Origin of the sequence: Desulfopila aestuarii DSM 18488 (genome assembly GCF_900143695.1) — a bacterium.
In the GTDB taxonomy this organism is placed as follows: domain Bacteria; phylum Desulfobacterota; class Desulfobulbia; order Desulfobulbales; family Desulfocapsaceae; genus Desulfopila; species Desulfopila aestuarii.
This window is the reverse complement of sequence record NZ_FRFE01000005.1, coordinates 118624-143221: the sequence shown is the minus strand read 5'-3', so window position 1 is coordinate 143221 and position 24598 is coordinate 118624. Positions and strand designations below refer to the sequence as shown.

The following is a 24598-nucleotide window of genomic DNA, read 5'->3' as shown; positions in this document are numbered from 1 at the left end:
TTGGGAAACTGGCTGACCACTTGACAGTTCGTTTCACATGCTTAACATTTTCGCCGACTTTTAGCAAAGATGCAAACCAAAGGGTGGCGGCCACCGCTGCCGGCTTTTATCCAACCCATATAGATATGAGGTAATCAATGACGACGAAGACCACAACCCATGAATTTCAGGCGGAGACCAAAAAACTCCTCGATATTGTTATCAACTCCCTTTACACCGAACGAGATGTCTTTATCCGTGAGCTTATCTCCAACGCTTCGGATGCTCTCGAAAAATATCGACATGAGAGCCTTACCGCCGATGAGCCATTCGATGGTCATGTGCCGCTGGAAATCACTATTGCCCTTGATGAAAAAGAGCACACTATTACCATCGCCGACACCGGTATTGGTATGAATCGGAGTGAACTGGAGCATAACCTTGGCACCATCGCCCATTCCGGCTCCAACACCTTTTTGACTCATCTGGCTGAGGCGGCCAAAAAGGATGTCAGCCTGATTGGCCAGTTTGGTGTCGGCTTCTACGCTGCCTTCATGGCTGGAAAGAAGGTGCGGGTCCAGAGCCGATCATGGGACGGCAGTGAAGGCCACGAATGGGTTTCCGATGGTTCCGGCACCTTCTCCATCACCGAGATGGAAGGTCTCAGGCGCGGCACTAAGATCATCATTGATTTAAAAGAAGACGCTCACGATTACGCTCAGAAATGGATGGTTGAGTCGATCATCAAGCGCTATTCCTCTTTTGTGCCATTTCCGATCAAGCTCGAGGGCGAGACGGTCAACACTGTCCAGGCCATCTGGACCAGAAACCGCAGCGACATTACCGAGGAGGAGTACACCGAGTTTTATAAGTTTGTCGGTAATGCCTCAGATGAGCCCGCCTATCGGCTGCACTTTTCTGCCGATGCTCCCCTTATGATTAATGCCCTGCTCTTTGTTCCGAAAGAGAACTTTGAGATGTTCGGCTTCGGCAAGATGGACCCTGGTGTCAATCTTTACTGCCAGCGGATCCTGATCGACCAGCACTCTAAAAATATCCTGCCAGAGTGGCTACGGTTTTTAAAAGGGGTGGTCGACAGCGAGGACATGCCGCTCAACATCTCCCGTCAGGCTTTACAGGATAACGCCTTGGTTTCCAAATTGCGCAAGGTTGTGACCAAGCGGTTCTTAAAATACCTCGATGAGGAAGCGAAAAAGGACGAGGAGAAATATCTCGAATTCTGGAAGACCTTTGGAATTTTCTTAAAAGAAGGTGCTACCTCCGATTATGAGTTCCAGAAGGAACTTGGCAAGCTGCTCCGCTTCGAGTCTTCCAAGTCCGAAGCCGGCAAGCCGGTGTCCCTTGCCGACTATGTTTTGCGTATGTCACCCGAGCAGGAGGCTATCTACTATATCAACGGCCCGAGCCGGGTGGCCATTGAGGCCGGCCCCTATGTGGAAATGTTCAAGAAGAAAGGAATCGAGATCATCTATACTTTAGAGCCCATCGATGACTTTGTCCTGAGCCACCTTGGGGAGTTTGATGGCAAAAAACTCGTCTCAGCTGATCGTGCTGACCTCGATATTCCCCAGACAGAGGAAGAAAAAAGTGAGGAGGCAGGTGATGCTGCCGACCAGAAACTTGATGCCGATTCCACTGAAACTCTGGTTAGCTGGTTGAAAGAGACGCTGAAAGATCAGGTTAAGGATGTTATCGTCTCCAAGCGGCTGGTTGATTCGCCGGCAATGATTGTCAATCCGGACGGATACATGACTTCTACAATGGAGCGGGTGCTGGCTGCCAGCCGGGTTGAGAAAGGGCTTGGTTTCGGAGGGGATTCGAAGAAAAATCTTGAGATCAACCCCAAGAATGCGATTATCAAACGACTTGCCGCACTGCAGAAAACAGATAGTGCTTTTGCTGCCGATGTGGCTTTGCAGATCTACGATAATGCTATGATTCAGGCGGGACTCGTGGTTGATCCGCTGGTGATGGTGGAGCGGAATTACAAGATTCTTAACCGGGCATTGGGCGAGTAAGCGCTCACACGTGAAGGACGGTAACAGGTGACGGGCAAGGTTATTCGTTGCGCGAAAAGTTGCGGTCTGCTTATATAGGCAGCTGATTATCTGGCAACTCCAGACCTTTCGCGTGCCATCATCGGACATTTGAGTTGAAAAATGTCGATGGGCGGGCTATAGAAGCGGTTGGTTGCCTGTTACCGAGTATTTTAGTGGAGATCAAGAAATGCCTGCAATATTCCGACACATTATCTGTGTGCTGTTTGCCGTAACCGCGCTCGCCGGTTGTTATGGTAAGCCTGTCCGTCATCTCGCTTCTGATGCAGCTCTGATCAAGGTCGGAGAATCGAATCGCAATGATGTCCTCACCTATCTTGGCGAACCGGATGAGCAGATAGTTCTCGGTGGTGGCGCAGAAAAATGGGTATATCGCGAATATGAAGACAATATCGTGAAAAAAGCACCACTGGTGGGTAAATATTTCGGTAAGCCCGACTATGGTACGGTAACTCTGAAGATTGAGGGCAATGTCGTAACGGAATGCACCTACGGTTCCTGGGAGTCGGATAGTCGTGATTGGGAGGATGATTTCGACTGGCAAGAGGAAAAAGGTGATTGATCGATACGAAACAGCGCGGGAACGCATGGTCCAGGAGCAGATCATAGCTCGTGGCGTGACCGATCCGCGCACCATCGATGCCCTGTTGGAGGTGCCCAGACATCTTTTCGTCGATGACGCCATGCGGGCAAGGGCTTACGGTGATTACCCTTTGCCCATTGCTGCAGGCCAGACTATTTCCCAGCCGTATATCGTCTCGTTCATGACCCAGGCACTGCAGCTGAAAGGGGAAGAAACGGTGCTGGAGATTGGCACCGGTTCCGGTTATCAGGCGGCAGTGTTGTCGCGGCTCTGCCGGCAGGTCTATACGGTGGAGCGGATTAATACCCTTTTAGCCAATGCCCGCAAGGTTTTCGGCAGCTTAAGATATTTTAATATCGTCGCCAAACTCGATGATGGGACCATGGGCTGGCCGGAACATGCTCCTTATGATGCCATTATCGTCACCGCTGGTGGGCCAGAGATACCTGCACCGCTCATTGACCAGCTGGCTGATCCAGGCCGGCTGATCATTCCCGTGGGTGATCAGGATGTTCAGGAGTTGCAGTTGCTCACGAAAATAGACGGTGAGGTTAAGGTTGAAAACCTGGCCAGTGTGCGGTTTGTCGATTTAATTGGCGAGCATGGTTGGCGCGGCTGACGCTCTTTTTCTGCGCGGTTTTTTGTTTTTTATATCTCTTTTTTGGTGCTTTTTTCTATCCCTGAAGACTTTGTCTTCAGGGATTTTTTTTCCTCGACTTCATTGTTGTGGATGTCGTGGCCCGTTTTTTTTGTAACCGGCAAACACTTCTGAGTCCTTTCGGATATTCCTAGTTTTCCCTTGTGATTGGCTGATATAGCCATTACACTGGGTGGAACCTGTTGACAGCGGCACAGGCGGAGGTGTGGTCATTTCCTTGAAGCCACCAATGTCGGCGCCACAATGACACAATGGTGCATGTTGCAACGATGCATGGAGGGATGGATAAGTGGATGAAGTGTTGAAAAAAAGACGCGCTCTGCAGGAGACCATGAACTTTATGGCAGCTCTTGCAGCGGGGATGGAAAATGTTCTCGGTCGCGGTGCAAACAGTATGACCATGTCTGCGGGACGGAACCTGGGCCGGAAATTTGCTGCAGAGGCCAGGCACACCAATGATCTGCTCGAGGCGATCGATGAAGTGCGAAAAGTTCTGATAGCCAACAATTGTCTTTGGAACTTTGAATTGTTTAAAGAACAGGGCCAGGCTGACTATGTTACTGTCAACGACAAAAATGAGTCCCAGATCTTTCTGGTTTTTCGCGACTGCATGATTCGTCAGGCGCTCTTTCGTTTCGGCCATCCCCAGTATGGTTCCCTCTGCAACATGATGACCGGCTTTTTCATCGGGGCGCTAGAGACTATCATGGGCAAGAAAACCAACCTTGAAATACGGCATGCAGGCGAGAACGCCTGCCTCAAAGTGTTGACCGTGCAGGTATAGCCTAAAAGGGAAAAAAGGGGAGAACGATTCAGATGAGCCCAGAGAAAATTCGTTTGAATACTGAGTGGCTGTGTGACTGTGGGGGATGTCATGTCTCCCTGGTTGATCTCCACGAAAAAATATTGAATGTCCTCGAATCGGTGCAGATCCAGAAATGTCCGGTGCTGACCGATGAAAAGGGCTATCCCGAGGCGGAGATCGGCATACTGACAGGATCCATCCGCACCGAGCACGATCGGCATGCGGCTATCGAGATGCGCAAAAAATGCAAGACTATCATAGCCTTTGGTACCTGTGCGGTTTATGGCGGTTTGCACGGTGCGGGCCTTGCCCATTCCCGTGAAGAAATCATGGACCATGTCTACCTCAATAGCCCGACAACCCGCACGAATTTCATTCCCGCTACCGAAGTGGATGGACTCGAAAAATTGGTGACACCCATCGACGAGGTGATTGAGGTCGATCTTTATCTGCCAGGCTGTCCGCCCCATGCCCATTTTATTTTCGAGGGCTTGAGTGCGCTGATTGAGGGGACGGCGCCCAGGGTACGGCAGGAGTCGGTCTGCGGCGGTTGCAACCGTACCATGAAAAAAAGTGATGTGACTGAGATCAAGAACAGTGCTGATGCGGTGGCTGACGATGATATCTGCTTTTTGAGTCAGGGGTTTCTTTGTCTCGGCTCGGTGACGCTCGATCGCTGTCTCTCCCCCTGTCCGAACCATGGCATTATGTGCACCGGCTGTGCCGGACCGACCATGCAGATTCTGACCGAGCCGAATCGAGATATCCGTACAGAGGTGAGTGAGCGGATGGCCCGACTTACCGAGATTCCATCCGAGGTTATCCGAAAGAGTATGGAGCAATCGGCCAAGACACATTACGCCTATGCCATGGCCACGAAGATGATCGGAGACAAACCGACCTTTCTCATCAGGAAATGGATCGCAGAGGTGGAGGCAAGCTGATGGCGAAGACAATCAAAATAGACCCGGTAACCCGTATTGAAGGCCATGCCCGGATTCTTTTAGAAGTAAACGATAATGGTCAGGTGGATGAAGCCTTTTTCTGTGTCAATGAATTACGGGGGTTTGAACGCATTCTTGTGGGCATGGAGGCATCGACGCTCCCCCAGGTGACGGCTCGAATTTGTGGAGTTTGTCCAACCGCCCATCACCTTGCGGCAGCCAAGGCACTCGATAACGCTGCTGGGGTGGATATTCCCGAGGCAGCCCGTCTTTTACGCGAATTCATGTACATGGGCCACGTTATTCACTCCCATGCGTTGTCGCTTTTTATTCTGGCCGGACCCGATCTGGTCTTTGGTCTTGGCGGTGCGGCCGGCCAGCAGAATATTGTCGGCATGGTCGACAGGGAGCCGGAACTGGCCAAAAAGGGGCTCCGCCTGCGAAGTCTAGGTCAGAAGATTAATGAGACCATCGGTGGCCGCGGTATCCATCCGGTCACAGCGGTGGCGGGGGGGATCTCCTATAAACTGAGCGATGCCCAGTTTACCCGACTGCAGGAACTGACGGCAGAGAGCGTGCAACTGGCCAGTGAGCTTTCCGGCACGATAAAGGCTCTGCTGCTCGAATTTTTAGATAAGAACCCGCTGCTCTTAAGTGAACTCAATATGCCCAGCTGGTACATGGGCACGGTGAATGGTGGCAACCTCAATTTTTATGACGGTGAGCTACGGGTGGTGGATGAGAATGGTGCGATTCGAGCCGAGTTTGGTACTACCGAATACCGTGACTTTCTTGTAGAGCGGGCGGTACCCAACTCCTATGCCAAGGAAGTGTATCTCGACGTGGACGGGGCGGAGCATCTCTATCGTGTCTCGACCCTGGCCCGCTTGAACGTGGTTGATGGCCTGGACACTCCGCTGGCTCAGGCTGAATTTGAAGAATTCCGGAATAGATTCGGTCGACCATGTCATAACGTAGTCCTGCAAATGTATGCCAAGCTGATTGAACTGATCCATGCTACCGAGAAGGCACACCTCATTATCCATAACCCGGCGCTGCGAGGTGAGACCCGGGTGCCTGCAGATTTCCGGGGGGCGCGTGGGGTTGGTCATGTTGAGGCGCCGCGGGGAACGCTTATTCACGATTACCAGATAGATGACAAAGGAATTGTCCGCACGGCGAATATGATCATCGCCACCCAGCAGAATACAGCGGCCATTAACCGGTCGCTCAAAGAGGGCGCTAACTCGCTCTTTACTGGTGCAGACGACGCTGCAGTCCTTAACAGTCTTGAGTTTGTGGTACGCTGTTATGATCCCTGTCTGGCCTGCTCGACCCATGCCCTGGGCCGGATGGAGCTGGATGTCGAGGTACGGCGCAGCGGTGACATTGTCCGCAGAATCACAAGGAGTTAGATCATGCTTGAAATGACGATTCGTGAAAAGGGGTGCAGAGGTTGCCGGATGTGTATCGATGTCTGTCCTACCGCTTGCTTTGACTTTGATGAAAAAGAGCAGAAAGCGGTAGTGGCGAAGGTGGAGAACTGCATCGCCTGTTTGAGCTGTGCGTACATCTGCCCTTCCCAGGTCATCAGCCATGCCAATATTCACCATGTGAAAAATTTCTACCGCAACATCTATTTCAGCCGACGGATGGAGAAGTTTTTATGATTGCCACCAACGAATTGCACCTGACACCGGATGATTACGACAAGGCATTTACCGAGGTTTCCTTTCTTATAGAAATGCTGGTCGAGACCATCGAAACCTTTGTCGGCAAGTCCACCCCGTCGTTGGCCGTGGCTGCAGGGAGAAAGATGGGGCAGAACATGCCGGTGCATATGTTGCAGTCGACTCCCGAGGAGGCTCTCGCCGAGTTTGTACGGGTCTTCCGTATCCAGCAGATGGAGGTGGGTGGCACCTTTGCAGGTAAAGAGGCGGTCATTACCATCAACCATTGCCCCATCCGGAGTGTCTGCATGAACCGGGGCATGGCGCTCGATAGCCAGATCTGCCAGATGTTTCATTATTATATTGCTGGCATCCTCGCCGAACTGGCCGGTTGCCCGGCGCGGCCCAAAACGGTGTCTACCGGTGAACAGTGTACCTTTAATATGATGTTCAGTATGGTACGGCGTATCTGATATGCCGAAGACCTTGATCGTCTGCCTGGGCAATGCGCTGGCTGCTGATGACGGTGCTGGACACGCGGTATATACCGCATTAGAAGGCGTTCCCCTCCGCGATAGGGTGCGCCTTTGTTTTATAGGCCTTGGCGGTATAGACCTTTTAGATGAACTTGGCGGTGAAGATCTGTTGATCGTGGTGGATGCGGTACAGCTCGGAGCGGTAGCAGGTACGGTGCACGTTCTGAGTTGGGAGCAGCTGCCTATCCAACATCTGCGACCAGTGAGCGGTCATGGTATAGGTATCCGCGAGGCCATCGAGGTGGGACGGAAGCTCTATCCAGAGAGAATTCCTCGCGAGATCTTTCTGGTGGGGATCGAGGGGAAATGCTTCGATCAGCTAACGGAAAGCCTGACCCGGGAGGTGGCAGAAGCTATCCCTTCAGCTGTGCAATCGGTTGTTTCTCTTCTTGAGGGGTGAACTCTTTGGGAACGACGGTTTACCTTTGTTGTTGTAATTCCATTTTTTTTGCAGTTGTTCTCTTCTGTTCTTGTCCTAAAAGGTATCAGCAGCCGCACGAGTGGCGAAGGATCAACCTGGTATTGAGAATAACCTCCCGGTATGAGCGGCTCGGATCCTGGATGCGTTTTATCAGCAGTTCAGCAGCGGTGCGGCCTATTTCGTAGGTTGGTTGATCTACGACGGTGAGGGGTGGTACCATCAGTTTGGCCCAGGTGGTGTCATCGAAAGTGGCAAAGGCCACATCATCCGGGATGCGGAGACTGCGCTCACGTATCGCCTGCATAACCCCGGCGGCGAGCAGGCTGTTGCTGGTCAGGATTGCTTCGGGTGGCTCAGGCAGCTCGAGGAGTTTGGTGGCTGTCGTGTACCCGTCTTCTTCCCGCGGATGCGCATATTTGGTGAGTTCGGTGATGGGCTTCAACGCATGCTCTTTCAAAGCCCGTAGAAAACCCTCTCGCCGGTCGCGTCCGGTGGTACTCCCCATGCCGAATATGCCGCCAATCCGACTGTAGCCATGGCCGATCAGATGCTTGGTGATACTATAGGCGGCCTGGATATTGTCGATCATAACGTTATCGACATTGATATTGGTCACATGCCGGTCGATGATCACCATCGGAATTTCGACGGTAGATTTGCTGAAGGTGTCGATTGTCTGACGGGTAGGGGCGAGGATTACCCCGGCGATGTTTTCATCCCGCAGAAGGTTAAGGGAAAGCCGTTCTTTTTCCGGGTTTTCGTCAGTATTGCAGAGCATGACGCTGTAACCCAGGTCATGGACTGTATCGTCAACCGCGCGACTTACTCGTTGAAAAAAAGGATTCTCGATATCGGAGATGATGAGCGCGATGATCTTCGAGGAGTTGGACCTGAGGTTCTGGGCGACCCGATTGGGGCGATAGCCCAAGGCTTCAACCACTTCGAGAACCTTTTTTTTTACTTCCGGACGTACATGCGGTTTGTTGGTCAGCACCCTCGAGACCGTGGCGGTTGATACTCCTGCCGCCTCGGCCACATCTCTGATTTTTGCCATGTGAATTTTGTGCTCCTCGTAAAATGGGAAATAGTTCATCTCGCATGTGTAAACGTTTACATTGCAAGCGTCAATGAATTCTTGTTAGTGCTCTGGGATTTCAGGGTACGTGCATTGTCTGACCAAGTAACAGAATGATGGGATGGAAATCATAGAGGTGTTGCTGGACGGACAGGTGAGAGAATGCGAATAATATGTGATCCAGTTGCAGGGCGGAGCTGATGCTGTTTGTGAAAATGGTTCGGTCCTCCCTCTACTATTCTAACTGGTGAATCGAGTATACTAGAAGTACATTGTTGAAATTAAACATTATGTAAAAAGTATGATGAAAATTATCAGGTCGCTTTAGGAGATGAGCCGGTGTGACCGTGACAAAATAACTGTTGGCAATTTGGTTGTAAACGTTTACAAATAGTCACTAGCAATTTCTTTTGCGCGGTAAAGATTCCGATACATTAACGTCGGGGAAGATGATTTATGTATGGGCCGTAAGGCTTAACACATCGTGAGGAAGTTGATCACTCAGTCAACCGAGAGGTGTACGGGAGAGGCTGATTGGTATGATCATAATGTAGAACTGGTATGTTTTTCCATCGTCTACAAGGCGTAAGGTGGACATACAGTGAAAATATCACAACAGGAGAACAGCATGACAATTCGGATTGGTATCAATGGATTTGGCAGGATTGGTCGCAACATTTTCCGTGCAGCATTTCAGGATCCGGCTTTCAAGGACATTGAAATTGTCGCGATCAATGATCTCACCAGCACTGCTACTCTTGCACATCTGCTCAAATACGATTCCGTCATGGGTCCGATGCCGGCAGAGGTCACAAGCACCGAAAATGGTATCGTCGTCAACGGCAAAAACATTGCGGTCAGCAGCCATCGCAACCCGGCCGATATTCCTTGGGGGGAGTTGGGTGTTGATTATGTTGCAGAGTGTACCGGATTGTTCCGTGATGCCGAAACCACACGTGCGCACATTGACGGCGGTGCGAAAAAGGTCGTTATATCTGCACCAGCTAAAGGCGAAGTGAAAACTTTCGTTATGGGAGTCAACGAAGAGGATTATGATGACGCCATTCATCATATCGTCTCCAACGCCTCTTGTACCACCAACTGTCTGGCGCCATTCGCAAAGGTGATTCTGGATAACTTCGGTATCCAGCGCGGTCTCATGACCACCGTTCACGCCTACACGGGTGATCAGCGCCTCTTGGACTTCCCGCACTCAGACCTGCGCCGTGCTCGGGCTGCCGCTCTTTCCATGATTCCCACCAAAACCGGTGCTGCTTCAGCCGTATCCCTGGTTATTCCAGAACTGAAAGGCAAATTCGATGGTCTTGCCGTGCGTGTTCCAACTCCCACCGTATCTCTCGTTGACGCGGTAATGGAAGTGGAAAAGGACACCACCGTGGATGAAGTGAATGCTGCTTTAAAGGCTGCTGCCAACCGTTATCTCGGTTACACCGATCTGCCGCTGGTCTCTATCGATTTCCAGGGAGACAGCCACTCCTCCATCGTCGACGGCCAGTGCACCAAGGTCATTGGCAGAACCGTCAAGGTAATGAGCTGGTACGACAATGAGTGGGGCTACTCCAACAGGATGCTGGATCTTATTCTCCATATGGAGAGCAAGCGGACGGTTTGATCCATATCACAACATCACGCTGTTTGCTGTACAGATAAATCGTTTTGGTAGGCCGGTCTCCTTTAGGGGGCCGGCCTGCATCTTTTTCTCCTTCGAGAAAAGGCTTTAGATTCCAAAACCTGCCGAGCTCTCCTCTGTCTTTTTGCCATAAATGCTGCTGCAAGTGTTCTGTTTTCTTACTTTCGTCTGAAGAACCAGTTATCCGCGGTGGAGAGCTCTTCATGAAAGCTATATTCCCCCAGATTGAACTGTTGCAGTTGCTCCGCATGTGTTAAGCCATTGATGATTACGTAATGGATCATCAATCCTCGTGCCCGCTTAGAGTGGATAGGGATAGTCGCGTAGCCGTCACCCTTTTTCTGCTGGAAGGTGATGGTGACAGGGCGTGATAGGAGTTTTTTCATATTGATCACCCGGGAATATTCGTTTGAGGCGAGATTTATCACAGTTGGGTCTGGGTGGTCTTTGCAGTCAAAATTGATGCTGTCGGTGATGGTGTCACCCCAGAACTGATAGAGATTGTTCCAGCCTTTGCCAGTGATCTTGCAACCCATTTCCAGCCGGTAAGAGAACATCAGATCCAAAGGGCGGAGGATTCCGTAGAGTCCGGAGAGAATGCGCAGATGACGTTGGGCGTGACGCAATTGTTTTTCGGTATAGGTTGCCGGGGTAAGACTTTCGTAAGCGTCCCCCTGGAAGGTGAAGAGTGCCTGTCTGCTGTTTTCAAGGGTTAGCGGTGGGCGGAAGTCGGCAATGCGCTGGTGGGTGCTCTCTCCCAGAGTTCTGCTGATCTTCATCAGATGGCAGAGATCAGTTACGGAATAGGCTTTGAGCTGATCGATCAGGCTTGTACTTTTCGAAAAAAAGGACGGTTCGGTGAAAAAGGATAAATATCGGTCGATTCGGTTCTGGGTTTTGGATGGGGCGGTAATGAGAAGCATAGGCTTTGTGATCTTGGAAGGTGGAAAAGATGAACAGGCAAAGAGTACGAACTCTGTTGGACAAATTCTGTAACGGCGCGAGCAGGAGTGGTTCAACTATCTGCGCTTGCGGCTTTATATAAAACCTGGAAAAAAGGGTTTGCCAACGGTCAAGAGTATACTATTTTGGGACGGTAAACAACCGGGGCGGTAATGGAAAATCGCTCACGAGCATAATCACGGAGTATCAGGGAAGGCATCAATCAAATCAGGGAGGGCGTATGGCCGAACAGAACGGGATCGTTGCAGAGGTGGAAAGCTTTATCGAACAGTGGCAGGCGGGTGACAGTGCCATGAAAGGCTGCTTTCAGGCGCTCTATCGTACCGTCTGTGCTTTGAGCGGGACGTCGCTCAGTTTTGTGGCCCGGCCTGGAGTAAGTTATTCGCTAAGGCCCAGGCATGACAACCAGACAAGCCGGGAACTCTTTGCTATGATCGATGTGATTGACGATGAGCCCGAGGCTCGTTGGCTTTCCGTATGTTTCTATGGTGACATGATTACTGATCCGGAAGAGCGCGGAGAGGTTATTCCTGGTGGACTTGCCGGCAGTGATGGCTACTGTTTCGATATCTATGAGGCTGACGATGCCTCCGTTTCCTATCTAAAGGCCAGGCTGGAAGAGGCATGGAGCAGGGCTGCTTCCTGTTGATTGCAAGCCGGTGGTACATTTGGATAGACGTTATTGAGGACAGGCAGAAGAGAATAGGTTGGATAGAGGGATAAATTGAAAGACAATAAGCGGCTGTCACGTTCAGCCATTCTCAGCCAGCCCTTATCGACTCTCAGTTTTGTGGATGCGATTACCGGCGATTATTGCATCATCGATGTACGTTCTCCGAAGGAATATGAGGAAGGTTCGCTTCCTGGTGCGGTGAATATCCCCATTTTTGACAATGAGGAACGTTCCCTGGTAGGGACAATCTATCGTCAGGGGGGGAGGGATGAAGCCGTTGACACCGGATTTGGTCTGGTCGAGGAACGGTTGGCCGATCTGCTTGCTGACTTTGTCTCGTACCGGAACCAGAAAATTGCCCTCTTCTGTGCCCGCGGCGGCATGCGTTCCCGTTCGGTGGTGAACCTGCTCGCCCAGAATGGATTTTCCGCCTGGCAGTTGGAGGGCGGATATAAACAGTACCGACAGCATCTGCTCGAAATATTAGCCCGTTTTTCCCCGTCATGTATTGTCCTGCATGGTCTGACCGGAACCGGCAAGACCAGGATTTTACAGCATCTCGATCACGCCATTGACCTTGAAGATCTCGCCCAGCATCAGAGTTCGCTTTTCGGCGGAATGAACAGGCATCCTCGCAGCCAGAGATGGTTTGACGCCTACTTGCACAAGGTGATCTGTGAACTGGGTCAGGAACCGTACTTTGTCGAGGGGGAGAGCCGACAGATGGGAAATATCTATCTGCCTTCCGGGTTGGCTGGCGCCATGAAAACGGGTCGTCTTGTGCTGATCACCGCGACCATGGAAACCCGGGTAGCCCGAATCCTCGAAGACTACCCGGTGGATAACGACCAGACGGTGGCGGAGGTTGAACGGATATTGAAATCTCTTAGAAGAAAATTGGGTGGCGCAATCACCGATAAGCTTTGCAGCCTGCTGCATCAGGGAAACTTGGCAGAGCTGGTTGAAACCCTGCTGACGGAATATTACGACAAGCGGTATCAGAATAATCTGCTTCAATATTCCTATCAGTTTTCACTCTCTTCCGAGAATATCCCCTGGGCGGCGGCGGAACTGACAGCCTTTCGGCAGCGGCTGCTGGCCTAGCATCGCAATTGTTGCCTAGAGGATGACGGCACGCTCCAGCCATAACCTGTAACGCCGGCGCCATTTTGGGCCGCAATGAACATTATCTGTAAGGATGAATATGAAGAGTATACGATTGAAAAAACTCTGTATCTGTTCGATAATACTGACATTTTGCGCAATGGGCTTATCGCTTTCAGGTCATGGTGCTGCTCACGCTGCAGAATCAACGACCCTGCGTATGGCATTACTACCTATTCCCGACGTGTTTCCCGTCTATGTGGCTGAAGCAAAAGGATACTTTAAAGATGCGGGGATTGAGGTCGAAGCGTTACCTGTGGGCAGCGCGGTGGAGCGTGACCAGCTCCAGCAGTCAGGAAGTATTGACGGTATGATTAACGAGGTGGGTGGCGCCATGCTCTTTAACCGCGACAAGGTACAGATGAAAATCGTCTCTTTCGCCAGAATTCCCCTGGGAGACGCCCCTCTTTTCCGGGTATTGGCAGCCCCGGGTACCACCAAAAAGACGGTGGCAGATCTGGCTGGCGTGCCGATTGCCGTCTCTATGAATACTGTCATCGAGTATGTTTCTGAACGGCTTTTGCAGGCTGGCGGTGTAGCAGAGACTGATATTGCCTTTGCGTCGGTTCCGGTTCTGCCTGAGCGACTGCAACTGCTTCTTGCCGGGCAGATTCAGGCAGCGACCCTGCCTGATCCATTGGGTTTTGCCGCTTTGCAGGGTGGGGCGGTCGAGGTGGTGAATGACCTTCAGCTGGCAAATCTCAGTGCAAGTGTCGTCAGTTTCGGTATCGTGGCCTTGACCGAGAAAAAGGAAACGGTCAAAAAATTCATGGCGGCCTGGGATAGAGCGGTAGCCGATATCAATGCAGATCCTGAGAGTTTCCGGGAACTCATGCTGAAAAAAATCAGGGTTCCCAAAAATGTAAGCGGGAGCTATAAGATCCCAGCCTTTCCAAGAGCGTCGATACCGAACAAGGCGCAGTGGGATGATGTGCAGGAGTGGATGGTGGGCAAGAAGCTGCTGGCAACACCGGTGGCCTACGAAGATTCGGTTACGGACGAGTTCCTGGCGAAATAGATGTGCTGGGTGTATCTATGGCAATGATCGAGATCGACCGGTTGGTATTCAAATATGGTGACGGGTCGTCTTTATTCAATGACTTCAGTCTGCTTATCGGCAAAGGTGAGGCCTGGACTATCATTGGTCCTTCCGGTTGCGGCAAGACCACATTACTCTCGCTCGTAGCGGGAATGCTGCGGCCGGAGCGTGGAACCATCCGCATCGGTGGTGAAGTCATTACCAGGGCTCGACCGCGAACCGGGCTGGTGTTGCAGGATCATGGGTTATTGCCATGGGCCACGGTGCGGCAGAACGCCGAGTTAGGGCTCACCATCAGGAAGTATTACGGGCCGGACGGGGTCCACAGTCCTCAAGACATGGAGGCTGATCCTGACCGTTTGAACGAACGAGTGGAGTATTGGCTGGACTGGTTGGGAATCGGGGATTTGCAGGATAAATTTCCGGCCGAGCTGTCGAGGGGCCAGCGGCAGCGTGCGGCAATTGCGAGAACCCTGGTGCTCGATCCCGATCTGCTCCTGATGGATGAGCCGTTTTCCGCCCTTGACGCACCGATTCGCGAAGAGTTGCAGAAGGTGATGAACACCTTTCACGCCGAATCAGGCCTTACTTCCATCACCGTAACGCACGATATCGAGGAGGCGGTGGTTCTGGGAGAAAAGATCCTGGTGCTTGGCAACGGGGTGAATAGTCTGCCGGTGGTGATCGACAACCATCTGCGGGGGGCGATCGAAAAACGAAACGATCCAGAATTCCTACTCCGCTGCAGCGAACTTAAAATGACAATCGCTGCCCATACCGTGGCCTTGCCGCCGGAAAGCAATTGAAGGGTAGATCATGAAAAAACGTGTGACAATTGGCTCGACCTGTATCGGCATAGCCATGTTTTTTCTGCTCTGGCAGTTAGCGGCCATGCTGCTGGCCAGACCGATTCTGCCATCGCCGCTGGTGGTGGTACCACTCTTCTGCCAATCGTTTTTCGGGGAGCTGGGGCTGCATTTTCTGGCCAGTACCGGACGGGTTATGGCGGCAATCCTCATAGCCACAATGCTGGCTGCCCCGGTTGGGTTGGCGCTTGGCCAGATGCCGCGTCTTGATCGGGTGGTGGGGCCACTTATCGCCATTGTCTACCCGATTCCAAAAATCATCTTTTTGCCAGTGATTTATGTGCTGATGGGTATCACAGATCTTTCGAAAATCACACTTATTGCCATCATCATTTTTTTCCAGATACTGGTGGTGGTCCGAGATGAGGCGGCGGGTTTGAAAAAAGAACTGATTCTTTCGGTTCGCTCCCTCGGTGCCGGGCGAAGGGCTCTGTTTCGCTATGTCTATCTGCCGGCAACCCTGCCGGCGGTGCTGACTGCTCTTCGGGTTTCGGTGGGCACCGCCATTGCGGTGCTCTTTATTGCCGAGCAGTCGCTGACCCAGTATGGGCTTGGCTATTATATTGTCGTTGAGACCTACCAAGTACTGATGTATCCGGAAATGTATACCGGTATCATGGGCATGGGACTCCTTGGCGTATCACTCTATTTTCTCATTTATTCCATTGAGCTTCGAGTAAACAGGCATCTCTATGTCGGATAATGGCCTGAGGGATTTGTGGGTTCGGCAGGGAATATAAGGAAACTCTATGAAGCAACACGACAGTCAACTTTCTCTCTGGTGGTTGGCCATCCGGCCGAGAACGCTGCCCGCCGCCGCGGCTCCGGTTGCGGTGGGAGCTGCTATGGCCATTCACGATACTGTCTTTTCTCTGCTTCCGGTAGTCGCTGCTTTCATGGGCGCGCTCCTGCTGCAGATTGCGGTTAATCTGGCAAACGATTATTTTGATGCCAAGAATGATATCGACTCCGAGGCGCGCCTTGGCCCGGTCAGGGTCACTCAGAGCGGTCTGATACCACCAGGCAGGGTGAAGGGGGCCATGATATTGTGCCTCACTCTGGCGGCACTGATTTTCATCTATATGACGAAGGTGGGAGGGCTGCCGATTTTCACGGTGGGGGTTGCTTCGGTACTGGCGGCACTTGCCTATAGTGGTGGGCCTTATCCCTTGGCTTCCCATGGGCTGGGTGAGCTGTTTGTCTTTATCTTCTTTGGTCTGGTAGCTGTTTGCGGGACTTACTGGGTACAGGCCGTTTCACTCTCCTGGCTGGTAGTGGCAGCATCGTTGCCGCCTGGCTTTCTCATTTCCGCCATTATGGTGGTTAATAACCTGCGCGACCGCAACACAGATTCCGTGGCGGGCAAACGAACCCTTGCTGTCCGTCTGGGTGAGATCAACACCATCCGTTTGTATCGAAACCTGATAGCGCTTTCCTATCTGGTCGTGCTCCTGCTGTCTGGGCTTTCCTCTGATCCAGCGATTCTTCTCCCGTTTGCTACCCTGCCGATAGCCCGATCAATGTGGCGTGAGATCAAAGCGGCAAAGGGGAGCGAACTGAACGAGACCCTGGCGCGAACGGCGAAGTTCTCACTCTTGTTCAGTCTGCTCTTTGCCGTGGGTCTTGCGGTGTAGTTTACTGGTCTTCAGAGCCCATCTTCTTTTACGCCTGTTCCTTTTTCACAAAAAAGTACATCGTGATCATGCCGGCGACAACGGCCAGCAGGGCGATAATTGCGCTCTGGGAGTCTGGTGGCAGGATGTTGATATTGCTATAGACCAGGAAGTTGTCGACTCGTTCAATACCCGAACCAGCTTTCACATAGTAACTGGGGATAATTACCGCCTGCTTGAACGGCCAGAGCGCGTAGAGAGAGCCGATAATGAGTCCAACCAGGAAACTGACCATGGGGTCGTGAAAACGTCGTAAAGCAAAGTCGATGAATCGGGCAAAGCAGAGTAAACCGATAACTATGCCGCAACCCATTGCCGCCAGAAAAAACAGATCATCCAGCAGCAGATTCCTCAGGTTCGCGATGGCTGAAATGACAGTGAAGTACTGGTTCATAAGGATCATCACCAATGAACCGCTGATGCCGGGAAGGACCATGGCTGAGATCGCAACTACGCCACAGAAGACGATATAGAGATACTCCCCTGTTGTGTATTTTCCGATGTACGAAAATTTGTCGACAGGGGCAGGGGCTTTATCCGATCCTGTGACGGTCAGTTGCTGGCTCTGATACTGTTCCTTCAGGAGTTCTGATTTGCTCAAGACCTTTTCGTAGGGGTTAACTCCGGCGGTGACCCAGACAGTTATCAGGATTCCCATCACCAGGGGCAACAACAGCCACGGCTTGAAGCGTTTGATCATTCGCCAGGGGATAATCACCGAGAGGATGATGAGCCCGAAGAAATAACCGTAGGTCGGGGTGAACTGGTGGAGCAGCAGGTATTTCATAAGAGAAGATAAGGCCAAGATGCAACTGAGGGCCCCGACGCCGATGACGGTGATAAAGTGGTAATCCTGCTCAATCAGATACGTAAGAAGCCTTTTACCTTCAGCCTTTTTCAGGCCAGTTTTGATCCATCTCAAAACAAGAGCCAGAAGCACCATAATGCTGTTAAGGTCAATCCTGTTGAGAAAACCAATCAGCCGCTCATAGACCCCAAGGATGAGGGCGAAGGTGCCTCCGGAAACACCGGGGATAAGGTTAGCCAACCCTATAAGAAAACCGACGACATACATTTTGAGCCATTGCATGGATAGATACCAAAAATAGAAAAGAGCGTTCGACCGGCATGAAAGGGCTTGCCGGCGGATGAGTCTGATAAAAATTGCTACTATACCCTTTTGGAATGAGGGGTAAAACCTTTTTCGTGTTGTCCTTTCCCTTCATGAGGTCAGGTAATATGATGAAAAAAAAGTTTTTTTCATCTCGGGGTGGACAAACACGATACTCTTCAGGATAATGACAGATAATCAGGGGACGTTGTGTCCCGCCTGCCGTTGTTGCACATTACAACTCTTCTGGAGGATATGAGGACGTGAAGCTATTAGTTGCGGAAGATGAATACACCACCCGACTGACTGTGCAGGTCATTCTCGAACAGTGGGGGTATCGAGTGGACAGCGTAGAGGATGGTGCAGCCGCCTGGAAAGTGTTACAGAAGCCTGACGGACCCCAAATTGCCATTCTCGACTGGGAGATGCCGGGAATTGATGGGGTCGAGCTCTGTCATAAGGTGAAGGTACTGGATCGGGATACCCCTGTCTATGTCATCATGCTCACTGGGCGTGACGCCCAGAACGACATCCTGCAGGGTTTTGATGCCGGTGCAGACGATTATATCACCAAGCCGTTTGACGAAAATGAATTGCGGGCGAGAGTTCGGGTGGCGGAACGGCTGGTCACGATCCAGGAGGAACTGGCCATTTCCAATAATGAGCTGCGGGCGGTGCTGAATCATGTAGAGATGCTGCAGTCGAGCCTGCCGGTCTGCACCAGCTGCCTCAAGGTTCAGCATTATGATGATTCCTGGCGGACCCTGAAAGACTATGTCGAACAAAAAGAGGATCCCCGCTTTCTCTATACAATCTGTCCCCACTGTCGGAAGTAGAAAAGACCGTAAATATATGCATGCATTACCCGGAATTGTTTAAGGGGTAACATGCTAAAATAAAAAAAGGGGTGGAATCTTATGATTCCGCCCCTTTTCTCATATGCAGCGTCTTTTGAACGCCGCTTCAGCTACAGCCGGTTACTTCTCAACGCATTTTCCTGCCATTTCAAGGGCTGGCGGTCCAAGCCAGGTGCCCTTGATGAGCATGTTGAAGTAAACCCATTTGAACATGAGCTTGGTGATGTGGTTCATCTCCGTGTCTTTCAAGAGGCCCATCGGACCGATGACAGGCAGCGGATATGTTCCGGTGTATGGCTCAGTGGTGTAGTTGAAGTCGATGATGTAGGCTTTCCCGAAGCCTGATTCGATGAATCAGACCGCGTGGCCGTCGGAGCGGCCGTGTTGTTCGCCTCCTTCGATATAGGCCATGATATTCTCCTCGAGAATATCACCTTGGAAATGCGCTACCGCGCCCGCCTTGGAGGTCGGGACGTCAGTGCCGTCGCCAAGTACCCAGACATTGTCATACCCTTTAGGCTGCAGGGTGTGCTTGTCGACCGGGATGTAACCCATGGGATCCGCAACTTCGGACTCGATCATCGCTTCGTCACCGAAGTTCGGCGGAATGGACACGAGCAGGTCATAGTCGACCTGGGTTCCGTCGTAGGATTCGATGATCTTCTTCTCAGCATCAACAGAGCCGAGAGCAAAGTTCGGGGTGATTTTGATATTCTTGGTCTTGCAGGCGTCGGTCAGTACCCTGGTGGCAACTGGCTTAGTGAAGGCGCCAGAGAGCGGGGTGACAAACTCGATTTCAACTTTATCGCGCATGCCCTGCTTGTGGAACCACCAATCGGCCAGAAAGGCAAACTCAAGCGGTGCAACCGGACATTTGATCGGCATCTCGGCGATGTTGACCACCAGTTTGCCGCCCTCGAATTTTTTGAGGGCCTTGCCAAGAGCGATACAGTCGTCGTAACGGTAGAAACCGTGGATGTCGTTGCCCCAACCTTCTTTCAAGCCCTCGACTTCCTCTGGCCGAATGTCGCAGCCGGTGGACATGATGAGGACGTCGTATGCAAAGGTACCTTCGGTGGCAGTGGTGACTTCCTGCTTGTTCCAGTCGACGTTGACTATCTCGGAGATGACAAAGTCAATTCCGGGGCTCATAAACTCTTTTTTGGTTCTTCTGATGTCCTTCGGTTTGTTGATGTCGAACGGAACGAAGAGGTAACCTGGTTGGTAGTCGTGGATGTTATTCCTGTCGATGATGGTTACGGACCAGTCATCACCAAGGTGTTTCCTCATTTTGTTCGCCATCATGGTGCCACCGCAGCCGGCACCTAGAATGACTAGCTTCTTCATGATGTTGATCGCCTCCTTTTGGGCAGGTTTTGGACAGGAGCGAAAAACGCCGACTGCCCTATATGTTACTTTAGCTCGCTAATTGCTCTTTATTTGCTCTGGATTACCTGAACACAGGCACCCACCGCCTGGAGCATCATGAACGCCGCTCCAAGGGACTTCTGTACATCCGAATCCATCAGCATCTTGACCGCGCCAATCGGTGAGACGGGCTTGATGTTGTTGAAGTCGAGACCTTCGATGATCTTGCTGATTTCCGTTGCCTGGGTGTCGGTCAAGGAGAAATTCATGGCGCTATTGGCGGCAGTACCGGCGACCTTGACCAGGCCACTGGATCGTTCAATGGCCAGCTGCAGCTCATGGAATAGTTTGATGACCTTCGGATAAAGGATCTGAGCGATGGGAATGAGCTCGTCTTTTAATTCCATACCGCTTTTCAGAAAGCCGATACTTTCGTTCAGAGCCGGAACGGCGGTGAGGAGATTTTGTACAAGTGACATGACGTCATCAAGAGTTACCTGGCCGTCAAGCTCGTTGAAGTACTTGATAACTTTTGGATAGAGGATCTGGGCGACGGGAATGAGCTCGTCTTTCAACTCTATACCGCTTTTCAGATACCCGACACTCTCATTAAGGGCGGGTACGGCGGTAAGCAGGTTTCTTATGAGCGCAACCACATCATCGAGGGTGAGCTGGCCTTCAAGTTCAGCGAAAAACTTGATAACGTGCGGATAGACCTGATGGGCGATGGGCTCGATATCCTTAACCAGTTCATTGCCGGCCTTCAATTTGAAGAGCATGGAGTTAATATCGTTCACACTCAACAGCAGGTTTTCAACAAGCAGGTTGAAATCCTTCTCATTATAGGTGCCGGCGAATTCCGCCAGAATAGGCACAGATGCTGTCTGGTCGGTTTGTGCAGAAGATGCGTGAGCCTGCTTTGTGTCCTTCAAAGCTTGCACTTCTGATTTCAGCGACTGGATTTCGCTTGAGAGGTTGTCTAACTTTTCCAGAATCAAAGCTTCGTTCATTGTCTCATTCCCGTTGGTGTTGGTTCCGTATATGCTCTCTTCCTCCGCGCGTATGCCCGTCGGTTGATAAAATTCTGCCTGCTGAGTGGCTTGGAGGCTTGTGTTTACGATAGGTTACTGAATTTCGTCCCCAATAAGGCATGGCATGGCAGCGAAAAAAAATCCGGTTGCAGGCCATGTAACAGTGTAGGATGACACGCAGTAGTGCGTGACGCAGTGGTGCGTTACATCGTCGTAGTATATAGTGCATATGCTAGCATAATAATCGCCATTCGTATAGCCGAAAATGCAGATGTTTAAAAAAAGTATCACGTTGTAGCCTTTTTATTGGAGCATTGGTAGGACCTCTTGAAACCTTTGGCAGACAAGGTGAGCAGTTCGTTTTCGAAGGTATTGGTCAGTTGACTAGACCCTTGCTGCGAATGTGCAATAAGGGCGTAATGTGCCTAAGGTTGTTTTATTAATGGGTTGAGGTGCTGAAAAGCAAAGTGCTGGAGTTGGGGAGTGTTGGTTTTCCTGACGCAATAGGGTAATCTGCTCGGATCACATTGCGTGGTGAAACGTGACGATTTTTAGCTGACAGAGGAGGAGAGTGGATGTCGCTGGAAGGGTATTCTGACAGGTTTGTACAGATGGCGTCCAATACGGAGCGCTATGGGGTTCTTGAAAAACCGGATGGCTACGGTACCAGGACAGGTGATTGCGGCGATAAGGTGGAGTTTTATCTCTCAGCGCGGGCCGGACAGGTCCGAATGCTCACCTTTCAGATCAGCGGCTGCCTCAACACCTTCGCCTGCGCCAATACCGTTTCATATATGGTCGAGGGACGTTCTATAAGCGACTGCTGGGAGCTGAGTCCTGAAGACGTGATCAGCTTTCTCCAGTCATTGCCACCGGACCACCATCACTGTGCCGAACTGGTTGTCGGTGCCTTTTATCTCGCCTTAAATGACTATAACATGAAGCTGCGTGAACCGTGGCGCAAAGACTATCCTGAGCGCTGATATCCTGCCCGCCTGCAGTATCGGATGCGTTCTGCTGCGGGCAGGATGCCATTCTCTGTGAATTAGTTTTTGAAGCTGTGAATAGGGGCCGGAAGACGTCCTCCCCAGGCGATGAACCGCCCGGATTTCCCGACATTTCTGACTTCCATTATTGGGCTTGCACCAAAGAGCCCGCCAAAGCTCACATGCTCACCAACCTCTTTACCCGGCACAGGAATCAGCCTGGCGGCAGTGGTCTTGTGATTGACCATGCCGAGCGCCATCTCGTCGGCGATGATGGCGGAGATGGTGTCAGCGTCTACCGAGCCGGGGATGGCAACCATATCGAGTCCCACCGAGCAGACGCAGGTCATGGCCTCAAGTTTTTCGAGGCAGAGAGCTCCTTCGCCAACCGCATCGGCTAAGACCGAGTCTTCCATCACAGGAATAAAAGCGCCGGAAAGACCGCCGACAGTCCTGGACGCAAAGATGCCCCCTTTTTTTACCGCATCATTTAGCATGGCGAGGATTGCCGTGGAGCCAGGAGCTCCCACCGCATCGACGCCCAGAATCTTGAAAATTTCTCCGACGCTGTCGCCGACAGTGGGGGTCGGGGCAAGGGAAAGATCAACAACGCCGAATTCGATGCCGAGCGCCTTGGAGACTTTTCGGCCGATCAGTTCACCACAACGGGTGACCCGGAAAGTTGTCTGCTTGATCTCGTCGGCGATGTCGTCAAGACGCAGCTTGCCACTGCCGTTACGGTCTTCGATCAATCGCTCAAGAGCTCTCGCAATAACGCCTGGACCGCTGACGCCGACATTCAATACCGCTTCAGCCTCTTCCAAGCCGTGGATTGCTCCTGCCATAAAGGGGTTGTCGCCGGGCTGGTTGCAGAACACCACGAACTTGGCGGCGCCAAAGCCGCCTTGGTCGCGGGTTTTTTCGGCGATCGCCTTGATGGTGTGGCCCATCATGGCCAATGCGTCCATGTTGATGCCCTTCTGGCTGGTGCCGATATTGATCGAGGCACAGATCTTTTCGGTCTGGGCAAGCGCCTCGGGTAACGATTTGATGTATTCGAGGTCGGTGGCGGTCATTCCTTTTTCCACCTGGGCAGAAAAACCACCAAGGATATCGACGCCCACTGCGGTGGCGGCCCGGTCGAGGCTCTTGGCAAGTTCGACAAAGCCGTGTTGGTCGAAACCGGCTCCAACAAAGGCGATTGGTGTAACCGAGATGCGTTTGTTCACCACAGGGATACCGAGATTACGGCTTATGTCGTTACAGGTGGAGACGAAGTTCCCGGCGTAATCGAATATTTTCTTCTCTATCTTCTCGCAGGTCTCAGCGACATTACCGCCGCGGCAGTCGAGCAGGCTGATGCCCATGGTGACGGTGCGGACGTCAAGATTTTCCTTCTGGATCATCTCCACGGTGGCGAGAATCTGGTCTGATCGTAACATAGTGTGCTCCTGATATGCGCCAGCTGGGGGCAACGTGGGCCCCAGGCCGCTCTGTTAATGCAGGGTGACCTCGTGGGTGGCCTGGAAAATGTCGTTATGTTGCATCATCACATTGAGCCCGGTGGTGTTGGAGAACTCCACCAGGTCCTCCTGGACCTTGGCGAGTGAATCCACCTGGGAGAGATCAAGCTGCAGAATCATTGTGTACTGATCACCCCTGAGTGTGGTGGCAAGGTCACGGATGTTGATGTTGTGCTCATAACAGAACTGGCTGACACTGTAGACCAGGCCGCTTTTGTTTTTGCCGAGTGCGGTCATGATATAGGTTTCCGAGGGCAGGGGGAAATGGCAGACGTCAATGGGCTGGTCCATGACCTTGATGGAAACTTCAAATTTGACTGGGGTTTTGATATGGGAAATCCTGGCCATCACGTCCTCTGGCGTCACTTCGGCATCGAAGGTGGCGATGAGGATCATGTTGAGATAGCCGCAGAGGACAGACTGGTTGAGATCGGCCAGGTCGCCTTCCAGATGGTAGATGGCGCCGGTGATATCGGCGATGATACCCGGCCGGTCTTTGGACATGACAGAAATAATCATCTGCTTTTTCATTGAAAACTGCTCCTGTACAGGTTGAAACATGGAATTGTGCCGGATTGATACGATGGGTGCGGAGTTGAATGTCCGGTATGTGGTTAAAGAGACAATATCGCATTGTTTTGGTCAATGGGCAACCATATTGTCGTGGTTTTTCATCTGCACCTGGAAAAACGATTTGTTTCGCCGATAGGCTTCGTTGCTGGGATGTTCTTTCCATATTCTATTTGAGCAAGGATTGTCCTGATAATTTCAACCTTTGAAAGAGCTGGCAGCTGTGAACGAAACGATATCTCACATTTGAAGAGAATTGTTTAATATGTAAAGATATATCAGTAGTATATGTTGTTTATTTGTTGTGTTTTTGATCTTGCCATGATTTGAAGCGAATTTCTCAGTTTGACATCTGTCCCTTCTTTATGAAACAC

At 51.6% G+C, this 24598-nt stretch carries 25 protein-coding genes; 18 read left to right on the top strand and 7 right to left on the bottom strand.

What is annotated here, in order from left to right:
* The first annotated feature begins 137 nt into the window (after positions 1-137).
* From htpG to BUF15_RS06980, 9 genes are all read left to right on the top strand, one after another.
* Positions 138-2018 (top strand): molecular chaperone HtpG, encoded by a 1881-nt coding sequence (gene htpG, locus BUF15_RS07020; RefSeq protein ID WP_073612757.1) that lies wholly within the window; start codon positions 138-140, stop codon positions 2016-2018.
* 208 nt (positions 2019-2226) lie between these two features.
* Positions 2227-2619 (top strand): hypothetical protein, encoded by a 393-nt coding sequence (locus BUF15_RS07015; protein WP_073612756.1) that lies wholly within the window; start codon positions 2227-2229, stop codon positions 2617-2619.
* Positions 2612-3259 carry a protein-L-isoaspartate(D-aspartate) O-methyltransferase gene (locus BUF15_RS07010; protein WP_073612755.1) on the top strand — a complete coding sequence of 216 codons (648 nt, stop codon included), beginning with the start codon at positions 2612-2614 and terminating at the stop codon, positions 3257-3259. Before BUF15_RS07015 ends, BUF15_RS07010 begins: the two co-directional genes overlap by 8 nt.
* Before the next feature lie 337 nt (positions 3260-3596).
* Positions 3597-4082 (top strand): hypothetical protein, encoded by a 486-nt coding sequence (locus BUF15_RS07005; RefSeq protein WP_407642602.1) that lies wholly within the window; start codon positions 3597-3599, stop codon positions 4080-4082.
* 32 nt (positions 4083-4114) lie between these two features.
* The gene (locus BUF15_RS07000) at positions 4115-5047 is read left to right on the top strand and encodes an NADH-quinone oxidoreductase subunit B family protein (protein ID WP_073612753.1); all 933 of its coding nucleotides are present in this window, start codon (positions 4115-4117) and stop codon (positions 5045-5047) included.
* Complete coding sequence (locus BUF15_RS06995; protein WP_073612752.1) at positions 5047-6462, top strand: Ni/Fe hydrogenase subunit alpha; 1416 nt, start codon at positions 5047-5049, stop codon at positions 6460-6462. Before BUF15_RS07000 ends, BUF15_RS06995 begins: the two co-directional genes overlap by 1 nt.
* A gap of 3 nt (positions 6463-6465) precedes the next feature.
* Positions 6466-6717 carry a 4Fe-4S dicluster domain-containing protein gene (locus tag BUF15_RS06990; RefSeq protein ID WP_073612751.1) on the top strand — a complete coding sequence of 84 codons (252 nt, stop codon included), beginning with the start codon at positions 6466-6468 and terminating at the stop codon, positions 6715-6717.
* Entirely contained in the window at positions 6714-7190 is a 477-nt protein-coding gene (locus tag BUF15_RS06985) for a helix-turn-helix domain-containing protein (RefSeq protein WP_073612750.1), read from the top strand. Before BUF15_RS06990 ends, BUF15_RS06985 begins: the two co-directional genes overlap by 4 nt.
* Before the next feature lies 1 nt (position 7191).
* Complete coding sequence (locus tag BUF15_RS06980) at positions 7192-7653, top strand: hydrogenase maturation protease (protein WP_084553634.1); 462 nt, start codon at positions 7192-7194, stop codon at positions 7651-7653.
* An 85-nt stretch (positions 7654-7738) separates the two neighbouring features.
* Here the strand turns inward: BUF15_RS06980 and BUF15_RS06975 are convergent, their stop codons facing one another.
* Entirely contained in the window at positions 7739-8728 is a 990-nt protein-coding gene (locus BUF15_RS06975; RefSeq protein ID WP_073612749.1) for a LacI family DNA-binding transcriptional regulator, read from the bottom strand.
* 649 nt (positions 8729-9377) lie between these two features.
* On the opposite strand from BUF15_RS06975, the gene gap reads away from it, so the two are divergent.
* Positions 9378-10382, top strand: a complete 1005-nt coding sequence (gene gap, locus BUF15_RS06970) for a type I glyceraldehyde-3-phosphate dehydrogenase (RefSeq protein ID WP_073612748.1) — start codon at positions 9378-9380, stop codon at positions 10380-10382.
* 176 nt (positions 10383-10558) lie between these two features.
* Here the strand turns inward: gap and BUF15_RS06965 are convergent, their stop codons facing one another.
* Positions 10559-11323, bottom strand: coding sequence for a YaaA family protein (locus BUF15_RS06965; protein WP_073612747.1), 765 nt, complete (start codon positions 11321-11323; stop codon positions 10559-10561).
* A gap of 260 nt (positions 11324-11583) precedes the next feature.
* On the opposite strand from BUF15_RS06965, the gene BUF15_RS06960 reads away from it, so the two are divergent.
* The 6 genes from BUF15_RS06960 to BUF15_RS06935 all read left to right on the top strand — a co-directional run bounded on the left by BUF15_RS06960 (position 11584) and on the right by BUF15_RS06935 (position 16739).
* The gene (locus tag BUF15_RS06960) at positions 11584-12012 is read left to right on the top strand and encodes a hypothetical protein (protein WP_073612746.1); all 429 of its coding nucleotides are present in this window, start codon (positions 11584-11586) and stop codon (positions 12010-12012) included.
* Positions 12013-12087: 75 nt separating this feature from the next.
* The gene (mnmH, locus tag BUF15_RS06955; RefSeq protein ID WP_084553631.1) at positions 12088-13140 is read left to right on the top strand and encodes a tRNA 2-selenouridine(34) synthase MnmH; all 1053 of its coding nucleotides are present in this window, start codon (positions 12088-12090) and stop codon (positions 13138-13140) included.
* A gap of 100 nt (positions 13141-13240) precedes the next feature.
* Complete coding sequence (locus BUF15_RS06950) at positions 13241-14218, top strand: ABC transporter substrate-binding protein (RefSeq protein ID WP_073612745.1); 978 nt, start codon at positions 13241-13243, stop codon at positions 14216-14218.
* Positions 14140-15045 (top strand): ABC transporter ATP-binding protein, encoded by a 906-nt coding sequence (locus BUF15_RS06945; protein ID WP_143170651.1) that lies wholly within the window; start codon positions 14140-14142, stop codon positions 15043-15045. Before BUF15_RS06950 ends, BUF15_RS06945 begins: the two co-directional genes overlap by 79 nt.
* Positions 15046-15055: 10 nt before the next feature.
* Complete coding sequence (locus tag BUF15_RS06940; protein WP_073612744.1) at positions 15056-15808, top strand: ABC transporter permease; 753 nt, start codon at positions 15056-15058, stop codon at positions 15806-15808.
* Positions 15809-15854: 46 nt separating this feature from the next.
* The gene (locus tag BUF15_RS06935) at positions 15855-16739 is read left to right on the top strand and encodes a 1,4-dihydroxy-2-naphthoate polyprenyltransferase (protein ID WP_073612743.1); all 885 of its coding nucleotides are present in this window, start codon (positions 15855-15857) and stop codon (positions 16737-16739) included.
* A gap of 28 nt (positions 16740-16767) precedes the next feature.
* Here the strand turns inward: BUF15_RS06935 and BUF15_RS06930 are convergent, their stop codons facing one another.
* Complete coding sequence (locus BUF15_RS06930) at positions 16768-17868, bottom strand: DUF368 domain-containing protein (protein WP_073612742.1); 1101 nt, start codon at positions 17866-17868, stop codon at positions 16768-16770.
* 284 nt (positions 17869-18152) lie between these two features.
* On the opposite strand from BUF15_RS06930, the gene BUF15_RS06925 reads away from it, so the two are divergent.
* The gene (locus BUF15_RS06925) at positions 18153-18725 is read left to right on the top strand and encodes a response regulator transcription factor (protein ID WP_073612741.1); all 573 of its coding nucleotides are present in this window, start codon (positions 18153-18155) and stop codon (positions 18723-18725) included.
* A gap of 141 nt (positions 18726-18866) precedes the next feature.
* Here BUF15_RS06925 and sqr read toward each other — a convergent pair whose 3' ends face one another.
* A complete protein-coding gene (gene sqr / locus BUF15_RS06920) occupies positions 18867-20093 on the bottom strand; it encodes a type III sulfide quinone reductase, selenoprotein subtype (RefSeq protein WP_419724098.1) in 1227 nt (408 codons plus the stop codon).
* 89 nt (positions 20094-20182) lie between these two features.
* On the bottom strand, positions 20183-21124 hold the full coding sequence (locus BUF15_RS06915; RefSeq protein ID WP_073612740.1) for a DUF1641 domain-containing protein: 942 nt from the start codon (positions 21122-21124) through the stop codon (positions 20183-20185).
* A 596-nt stretch (positions 21125-21720) separates the two neighbouring features.
* Here BUF15_RS06915 and BUF15_RS06910 point away from each other — a divergent pair.
* On the top strand, positions 21721-22128 hold the full coding sequence (locus tag BUF15_RS06910; protein ID WP_073612739.1) for an iron-sulfur cluster assembly scaffold protein: 408 nt from the start codon (positions 21721-21723) through the stop codon (positions 22126-22128).
* 62 nt (positions 22129-22190) lie between these two features.
* Here BUF15_RS06910 and BUF15_RS06905 read toward each other — a convergent pair whose 3' ends face one another.
* Positions 22191-23573, bottom strand: coding sequence for a PFL family protein (locus BUF15_RS06905; protein WP_073612738.1), 1383 nt, complete (start codon positions 23571-23573; stop codon positions 22191-22193).
* Positions 23574-23627: 54 nt separating this feature from the next.
* Entirely contained in the window at positions 23628-24185 is a 558-nt protein-coding gene (locus BUF15_RS06900) for a glycine cleavage system transcriptional repressor (RefSeq protein WP_073612737.1), read from the bottom strand.
* Positions 24186-24598: the final 413 nt, after the last annotated feature.

What these genes read in the sequence shown, in the direction of transcription:
- BUF15_RS06915 (WP_073612740.1), bottom strand. Translation starts at nt 21,124, where the DNA reads ATGAACGAAGCTTTGATTCTGGAAAAGTTAGACAACCTCTCAAGCGAA.
- BUF15_RS06960 (WP_073612746.1), top strand. Translation starts at nt 11,584, where the DNA reads ATGGCCGAACAGAACGGGATCGTTGCAGAGGTGGAAAGCTTTATCGAA.
- BUF15_RS06990 (WP_073612751.1), top strand. Translation starts at nt 6,466, where the DNA reads ATGCTTGAAATGACGATTCGTGAAAAGGGGTGCAGAGGTTGCCGGATG.
- BUF15_RS07000 (WP_073612753.1), top strand. Translation starts at nt 4,115, where the DNA reads ATGAGCCCAGAGAAAATTCGTTTGAATACTGAGTGGCTGTGTGACTGT.
- htpG (WP_073612757.1), top strand. Translation starts at nt 138, where the DNA reads ATGACGACGAAGACCACAACCCATGAATTTCAGGCGGAGACCAAAAAA.
- gap (WP_073612748.1), top strand. Translation starts at nt 9,378, where the DNA reads ATGACAATTCGGATTGGTATCAATGGATTTGGCAGGATTGGTCGCAAC.
- BUF15_RS06900 (WP_073612737.1), bottom strand. Translation starts at nt 24,185, where the DNA reads ATGAAAAAGCAGATGATTATTTCTGTCATGTCCAAAGACCGGCCGGGT.
- BUF15_RS06935 (WP_073612743.1), top strand. Translation starts at nt 15,855, where the DNA reads ATGAAGCAACACGACAGTCAACTTTCTCTCTGGTGGTTGGCCATCCGG.
- BUF15_RS07015 (WP_073612756.1), top strand. Translation starts at nt 2,227, where the DNA reads ATGCCTGCAATATTCCGACACATTATCTGTGTGCTGTTTGCCGTAACC.
- BUF15_RS06975 (WP_073612749.1), bottom strand. Translation starts at nt 8,728, where the DNA reads ATGGCAAAAATCAGAGATGTGGCCGAGGCGGCAGGAGTATCAACCGCC.
- BUF15_RS06910 (WP_073612739.1), top strand. Translation starts at nt 21,721, where the DNA reads ATGTCGCTGGAAGGGTATTCTGACAGGTTTGTACAGATGGCGTCCAAT.
- BUF15_RS06995 (WP_073612752.1), top strand. Translation starts at nt 5,047, where the DNA reads ATGGCGAAGACAATCAAAATAGACCCGGTAACCCGTATTGAAGGCCAT.
- BUF15_RS06940 (WP_073612744.1), top strand. Translation starts at nt 15,056, where the DNA reads ATGAAAAAACGTGTGACAATTGGCTCGACCTGTATCGGCATAGCCATG.
- BUF15_RS06930 (WP_073612742.1), bottom strand. Translation starts at nt 17,868, where the DNA reads ATGCAATGGCTCAAAATGTATGTCGTCGGTTTTCTTATAGGGTTGGCT.
- BUF15_RS06985 (WP_073612750.1), top strand. Translation starts at nt 6,714, where the DNA reads ATGATTGCCACCAACGAATTGCACCTGACACCGGATGATTACGACAAG.
- BUF15_RS06950 (WP_073612745.1), top strand. Translation starts at nt 13,241, where the DNA reads ATGAAGAGTATACGATTGAAAAAACTCTGTATCTGTTCGATAATACTG.
- BUF15_RS06965 (WP_073612747.1), bottom strand. Translation starts at nt 11,323, where the DNA reads ATGCTTCTCATTACCGCCCCATCCAAAACCCAGAACCGAATCGACCGA.
- BUF15_RS06980 (WP_084553634.1), top strand. Translation starts at nt 7,192, where the DNA reads ATGCCGAAGACCTTGATCGTCTGCCTGGGCAATGCGCTGGCTGCTGAT.
- BUF15_RS06905 (WP_073612738.1), bottom strand. Translation starts at nt 23,573, where the DNA reads ATGTTACGATCAGACCAGATTCTCGCCACCGTGGAGATGATCCAGAAG.